7 protein-coding genes are annotated in these 6,455 nt (G+C 68.7%); 4 read left to right on the top strand and 3 right to left on the bottom strand.

The genetic code is table 11. From position 1 onward, the window contains the following. From RWO33_RS18445 to RWO33_RS18435, 3 genes are all read right to left on the bottom strand, one after another. The coding region (locus tag RWO33_RS18445; RefSeq protein WP_314106687.1) for a VpsR-related response regulator at positions 1-396 on the bottom strand (396 nt) is incomplete at its 3' end. A gap of 242 nt (positions 397-638) precedes the next feature. Then, a complete protein-coding gene (locus tag RWO33_RS18440; RefSeq protein ID WP_314106686.1) occupies positions 639-1,418 on the bottom strand; it encodes a C40 family peptidase in 780 nt (259 codons plus the stop codon). A 131-nt stretch (positions 1,419-1,549) separates the two neighbouring features. Then, entirely contained in the window at positions 1,550-2,083 is a 534-nt protein-coding gene (locus tag RWO33_RS18435) for a C40 family peptidase (protein ID WP_314106684.1), read from the bottom strand. Positions 2,084-2,199: 116 nt separating this feature from the next. Here RWO33_RS18435 and RWO33_RS18430 point away from each other — a divergent pair, with 116 nt between their 5' ends. From RWO33_RS18430 to RWO33_RS18415, 4 genes are all read left to right on the top strand, one after another. Then, positions 2,200-2,679, top strand: a complete 480-nt coding sequence (locus RWO33_RS18430; protein WP_145479823.1) for a peptidylprolyl isomerase — start codon at positions 2,200-2,202, stop codon at positions 2,677-2,679. Positions 2,680-2,778: 99 nt separating this feature from the next. After that, entirely contained in the window at positions 2,779-3,996 is a 1,218-nt protein-coding gene (locus RWO33_RS18425) for a DUF418 domain-containing protein (RefSeq protein ID WP_314106681.1), read from the top strand. Positions 3,997-4,055: 59 nt separating this feature from the next. Then, positions 4,056-5,411, top strand: a complete 1,356-nt coding sequence (gorA, locus tag RWO33_RS18420; RefSeq protein ID WP_314106680.1) for a glutathione-disulfide reductase — start codon at positions 4,056-4,058, stop codon at positions 5,409-5,411. A gap of 48 nt (positions 5,412-5,459) precedes the next feature. Beyond that, positions 5,460-6,371, top strand: coding sequence for a DMT family transporter (locus RWO33_RS18415; protein WP_314106678.1), 912 nt, complete (start codon positions 5,460-5,462; stop codon positions 6,369-6,371). Positions 6,372-6,455: the final 84 nt, after the last annotated feature.

Here is a 6,455-nt window from a genome sequence, read left to right as displayed (position 1 = left end):
CGCCTGGCCCGGGCCCTCGCCGTCGGCCAGCTGCTGCAGCCGCAGCACCAGCCCGGCCACGTCCAGCGGCGCCGTCCAGGTTTCCACGCAGCACGCCAGCAGGGCCTGCAACGGCACATCGCCCGGCAGCGGACCCGCCGGCAGGATCGCCAGCAGGCGCATGTGCCGGTGCTGCGCCAGCAGCCCCTGCAGATGGTCCAGATGGGCCGGGGGAGGGCCGCGCAGGTCCAGCAGCCCGACTACCAGGTCGTTGCTGCGCATGCCGATCGACACGCACTGGTCGCTGGCGACCCCGCGTACCTGCCAACCTTCCGCTGCAAGCGCGGCGCGTTCGGCCGCGTGGGGTTGCCCAAACCAGATTACACACCGGGCCGGAAATTCAGGGACTGCCGCCATGCGTCACCTTCGAGAAAAAGATCCCGGGCGGTGTCTACAGGTCGGCACGCCCCGACGGGCCGCCCCCCGCCGGAACCAGCAGCCCCCGCCGGACCCGGCAGGGGCTGGTCGCGTGCAACGCGAATTGCGCGAACGACAACAGGGAGAACGCCGTTTGCCGCCGGTACCGGCCATCGCCCGGCCCAACGAAAAAGGCCGCTGCAGGGCAGCGGCCTTTCGTGGCGCGGGTCAACCGGGACGATTCAGAGCTCGACGCGGCGCGCCTGCATGAACTTGCCGCCCCAGTAGCCCGAGACCAGGCTGTCCACGCGGACGTCCTTGCCGGTGCTGGGGGCGTGCAGGAAGCGGCCTTCGCCGACGTAGATGCCGACATGGTCGACCCGGCCCTTGCGGCCGAAGAACACCAGGTCGCCCGCGGCCAGCGCGTTGCGGTCGTTGATCAGCTGGGCTTCGCCGTCGTGGGCCATTTCACGCGACACGCGCGGCAGCTCGATGCCCAGCGCGGTCTTGAACACGTAGCCGACCAGGCCGCTGCAGTCGAAACCGCTGTCCGGCGAGGTGCCGCCCCAGCGATACGGCGTGCCCAGCAGGGTCATCGCACGGCGCAGCAGCGACTGCACCTTGCCATTGTCGGCCTCACCGCCGACCACCGCGCCGTTGGCACCGGTGCTGGCGTCGTAGTTGGCAAGCAGGCGGCTGAGGTCGCCGGCGAACATCGCCGAGCGGTCCATCAGCGGAATGGTGTCGTTGGCCGCCAGGTGCGGGAGCAGGGCGGCAAGGGTGGCACTGGCAGCGGCATCGGCCTTGCTGCGGACCGGCGCTTCAGCCTTCGGCTTGGCGGCGGCGGGGGCTTCGACGACGGCAACGGCGGCCACCGACGCGGCATCGACGGCGGTCGTCGGTGCGGTCTGTGCCCAGGCCGGAACACTGGCCAGGCAGAGGGCGAAAGCGAGAAGAGCGGGGCGGGCAGTGCGCCGGGAAGCGGCGGTCTGGCCTTGGCACGTCAGGTCGGCTGTCGTCACGCGGCGGTCACTGAATAAAAACGATGGGTGATGATGCCGTGTAAGACGTGTGATTTGGTACAAATTCCGTTAAATTTTCGTTTACATAAACGTGATAAACATCACATTTTTGAGCCTTGCCCCCATTCATTTCAGTGAAGTACGCGTTTAGCTCCCGTGTAGTGCTGCTTCCAGTAGCTGCCCGCCAACGAATCCAGCCGGACCGTGCCGCCCGTACTCGGGGCATGCACGAAGCGCCCCTCGCCGACATAGATGCCGACGTGGAAGACGTTGCCGCGGTCACCGAAAAACACCAGGTCCCCGGGCGCCAGCCGCTGCGGGTCGATCTTCGGACCCTGCACCGCCGCCAGGTCGCGCGAGGTCCGCGGCAGCTTCAGGTCGAGCATTTCCCGGTACACATAGGCCACCAGCCCACTGCAGTCGAAGCCGGATTCCGGGGTGTTGCCGCCGTAGCGGTAGGGCGTGCCGACCAGGCCGATCGCCCGCATCAGCACCGCATTGGCTGCCTGCGGGTCGTTCGGCACCACCGTGGGCCAGACCTGGGTCGCGGCCGGCGGCGCGGCCGGGCGGGTGGTTTTGCCCCCGCCGCAGGCGGCCAGCGTGGCCAGGCAGAGCAGGGCGGCGAGCCGCGACAGCGGGCCGATCAGGCGCGGAACTGGCGTCATGTGCGTGATGTCCGGATAATGCGCGACCTCAGAAGGCCGTCATGATGGCGGCGTATCCGGCGGGCGACAACCCGTCCCATCCGTCTGCCCTGGCAGCCAGCACAAGAGTCCATTGCATGAAGATCGAGAAAGACCGCGTCGTCCGCTTCCATTACACCGTTGCCGAACAGGGCCAGGAGCCGATCGAAAGCTCGAAGGACCGTGACCCGCTGGCGATCCTGATCGGCCACGGCAACATCATCCCGGGCCTGGAAAACGCCATGATGGACAAGGAAGCCGGCGCGTCCTTCGAGGTCGACGTCAAGGCCGCCGATGCCTACGGCGAGCGCCGCGATGGCCTGACCCAGCGCGTGCCGAAGAAGCATTTCGGCAACGAGAAGCTGGTTCCGGGTTCGCAGGTCGTGCTGCAGACCAACTTCGGTCCGCGCGCCGTGACCGTGCAGAAGGTCGGCATGAGCGTGGTCGACGTCGACCTGAACCACCCGATGGCCGGCAAGGACCTGCACTTCTCGGTGGAGATCGTCGACGTGCGCGAAGCCAGCGCCGAAGAACTCGAGCACGGCCATGTGCACGGTGATGGTGGTCATCACCACTGAACCGGGCGCCACGCCGGTTTACCGCAGCCACGCAGCGCGTGGCCCGACGGCCCGCCCTGGCGGGCCGTCTTTGTTTCCGCCACCGTTCGCGAGTCGCCCGTGAAACCTGGTTCCCCCGCGTTGCAGCCGGTCGCCTCGAACGACCGCATCGAAGTGATCGACATCCTGCGCGGGGTTGCGCTGCTCGGCATCCTGTTGATGAACATGGAAGCCTTGAGCGGTCCGCTCGACCTGGCCTTCACCGGGATCGATCCGCACTGGACCGGCCTCGACTACGCGGTCGACGCGGCCGTGTACGTGCTGGTACAGGGCAAGTTCTTCACCCTGTTCTCGCTGCTGTTCGGCGCCGGCTTCGCGATCATGGCGCAACGCGCTGAAGCGGCACGGCGCGATTTCACCCCCTTCTACCTGCGCCGCAGCGCCGGCCTGCTGCTGATCGGCCTGTGCCATGCGCTGCTGGTGTGGTCCGGCGACATCCTGGTGGTGTATGCCCTGGTATCGCTGCCGCTGCTGGCCACCCGCGAGGCACCACAGCGCTGGTTGCCGGCGATGGGAGTGGGCACCTACCTGTGCGCCGCGCTGATGATGCTGCTGCTGGGGGCGATGGTCGGGCTGGCCACGCAGGTGCAGGGCGACGGCGGTGGCATGGCCACGGCGATCGCGCAGGGCCAGCACGCCATTGAACTGCAGCGCCAGGCGTACGGCCATGGCAGCTTCGGCCAGGCCGTGGCGCAGCGCGCCAGCGATCTCGGTACCGCGTTGTCCGGCGCGCTGATCATCGGTCCGGAAGTGCTGGGCATGTTCCTGCTGGGCAGCTGGTTCGCGCGCAGCGGCGCGCTGGCCGAGCCGGCGCGGTTCGAGCGGATGTACCGTCGCCTGCGCTGGATCGCGCTGCCGGTCGGCCTGCTGCTGATGCTGGCCAGCGCGGCGTGGGTGCCGTACCTGGCCCCAGGCACCTTCACGCCGGTCACCGGCGCGGCCTACGCGCTGTCGTCGCTGGCCAGCCTGTTGATGTGCCTGGGCTACCTGGCGTGGATCGTGCACTGGCATGCGCGCCTGCGCGTGCTTGCGCCGATGGGGCGGATGGCGCTGACCCAGTACATCCTGCAGTCGCTGGTGTGCACGTGGTTGTTCTACGGCTACGGGCTGGGCGCGTTCGAAACGCTGCCGCGCGCCTGGCAGGTTCCGTTCGCGCTGGCCCTGTTCGCATTGCAGGTGCTGCTCAGTCACGCGTGGCTGCGCCACTTCCGTTTCGGTCCGCTGGAATGGGTATGGCGTGCGATGACCTATGGCCGCTGGCCGGCGTTGCGCCGCTGAGACGGTGCCTGCCGCATCCTCACGCCTGACGCGCGGGCCGGCGTGGCATGCTTGCAGCCATGACAACGCACTTTGATTACGACCTGATCGTGCTCGGCGGCGGCTCCGGCGGCCTGGCCGCGGCGTTCCGCGCCGCGCAGCACGGCAAGCGGGTGGCCATGCTGGAACCCGGCGAACTGGGCGGTACCTGCGTCAACGTCGGCTGCGTGCCGAAGAAGGCGATGTGGCTGGCGGCCGATCTGTCCGCGCGGGTAGGTCTTGCGGCGGCGATGGGCTTCGACGTGCCGACCCGGCCCACGCTGGACTGGAAGGAACTGGTGGTGCATCGCCAGGGCTACATCGCCAACATCCACGCCAGTTACCTCAAGCGCCTGAACGACACCGGTGTGGTGCGGGTGCCGCGCAAGGGCCGGCTGCTGGACGCGCACACGGTGGAGTGCAGCGACGGTATCCGGATCAGCGGTGAACATATCCTGCTGGCCACCGGCGCCCACCCGCAGCGTCCGGACATCCCCGGCGCCGAGCTGGGTTCGGTATCGGATGATTTCTTCAACCTGTGCAGCGCGCCGGCGCGGGTGGCGATCGTCGGCGGCGGCTACATCGCGGTGGAACTGGCCGGGCTGCTGCAGGCGCTGGGCAGCCGCGTCACCCTGCTGGTGCGCGGCGAGCGCCTGCTCGAGCGCTTCGACGCCGAACTGACCGCGCAGCTGGCCGAGAACCTTCGCCACCAGGGCGTGCACCTGCACTTCAACTACCGGCTGCGCGAGCTGCGTCGCGACGGCACCGACATCCTGGCGTACGGTCACGATGGCCCGGTCGAGCCGCGTTTCGACCAGGTGTTCTTCGCCACCGGCCGCCGCGGCAACAGTGCCGGGCTCGGGCTGGAAGCACTGGGCATCGCGGTGGGCGAGCGGGGAGAGGTCGAGGTCGACGACTGGCAGGACACCGCCGTGCCCAGCGTGCATGCGGTGGGCGACATCGCCGGCAAGGTCGGGCTGACCCCGGTGGCGATCGCGGCGGCGCGCAAGCTGATGGACCGCCTGTTCGGCGGGCAGCCGCAGGCGAGGATGGATTACGAGAATGTCGCCAGCGTGGTGTTCTCGCACCCGGCGCTGGGCGCGGTGGGATTGAGCGAAGAGGAAGCGCGCCAGCGCCATGGCGACGTGCGGGTGTACTGCAGCAACTTCCGCCCGATGCTGCAGGCCCTGGCCGACGCCAACCAGCGCAGCCTGTTCAAGCTGGTCTGCGTGGGCGAAGAGGAGCGCGTGGTCGGCGTGCACCTCCTCGGCGACGCCGCCGACGAAATCCTGCAGGGCTTCGCGGTGGCAGTGAAGATGGGCGTCACCAAAGCCCAGCTCGACGACACCGTGGCGATTCACCCGACGAGCGCAGAGGAGGTAGTGTTGATGCGTTAAGACGCATCAACACCACCGCGGAGATTCGGGGGTGCGACAATGACGGTGATGTCGCACGTTCTCCCTACCTCGTCCCGACGCCTGGCCACGTCCGGTGTGCTGCTCGCCGCGGTCGGCGCCATCGCCGCCTCCGGCAAGGCCGTCATCGTCAAACTGGCCTACCGCCATGGCGTGGATGCTACGACGCTGCTGGCGCTGCGCATGCTGATGGCGTTTCCGCTGTTCGCGCTGCTGGCGGTGTGGTCTGCGCGCCGCGCCGCGCCGCTGTCGTGGGCAGACCGCGGCAAGGTGGCCTGGCTGGGCTTCACCGGCTATTACCTGTCCAGCCTGCTGGACTTCCAGGGCCTGCAGTACATCAGCGTGACCCTGGAACGGCTGATCCTCTACCTCAACCCGACCCTGGTGCTGCTGATCAGCCTGGTGCTGCTGAAGAAGCGGCCCGGCCGGTGGCAGCTGGCCGCCCTGGTGCTGAGCTACCTGGGCGTGCTGCTGGCGTTCGGGCATGACCTGCAGCTGGAAGGCGGGCGCATCGTGCTGGGCAGCGCGCTGGTCTTCGCCAGCGCGCTCAGCTACGCGCTGTACCTGTTCGGCAGTGGCCAGGTAGTGGCGCGGATCGGCGCCATCCGCCTGACCGCCTATGCCAGCTGCGTGGCGTGTGTGTTGTGCGTTCTGCACTTTGCCGTGCTGCACCCGTTGCCGGCGCTGCTGCAGGCGCCGCCGCCGGTGTACTGGCTGTCGCTGGTCAACGCCACCGTCTGCACGGTGCTGCCGGTGCTGGCGATCATGCTGGCGGTAAAGCGGATCGGCTCGTCGCTGGCCGCGCAGGTGGGTATGCTCGGTCCGGTGTCCACCATCGTGATGAGTCTATGGCTGCTCGACGAACCCATGGGCCCCTGGCAGATCCTGGGGACGGCGCTGGTGCTGGTCGGCGTGCTGCTGGTCAGCCGCGTGCGCGCGTGAGCAAGCGTGCGGCGTCGGTCGATGCCGCGGCCGATGCCGCCGCGCAGGCCCGCGAGCGCATCCTGGCGGTGATCCGCGCCATTC

Source organism: uncultured Stenotrophomonas sp. (genome assembly GCF_963519925.1).
GTDB classification, from domain to species: Bacteria; Pseudomonadota; Gammaproteobacteria; order Xanthomonadales; family Xanthomonadaceae; genus Stenotrophomonas; species Stenotrophomonas maltophilia_AE.
This window is presented reverse-complemented; position numbering and strand designations above follow the sequence as displayed.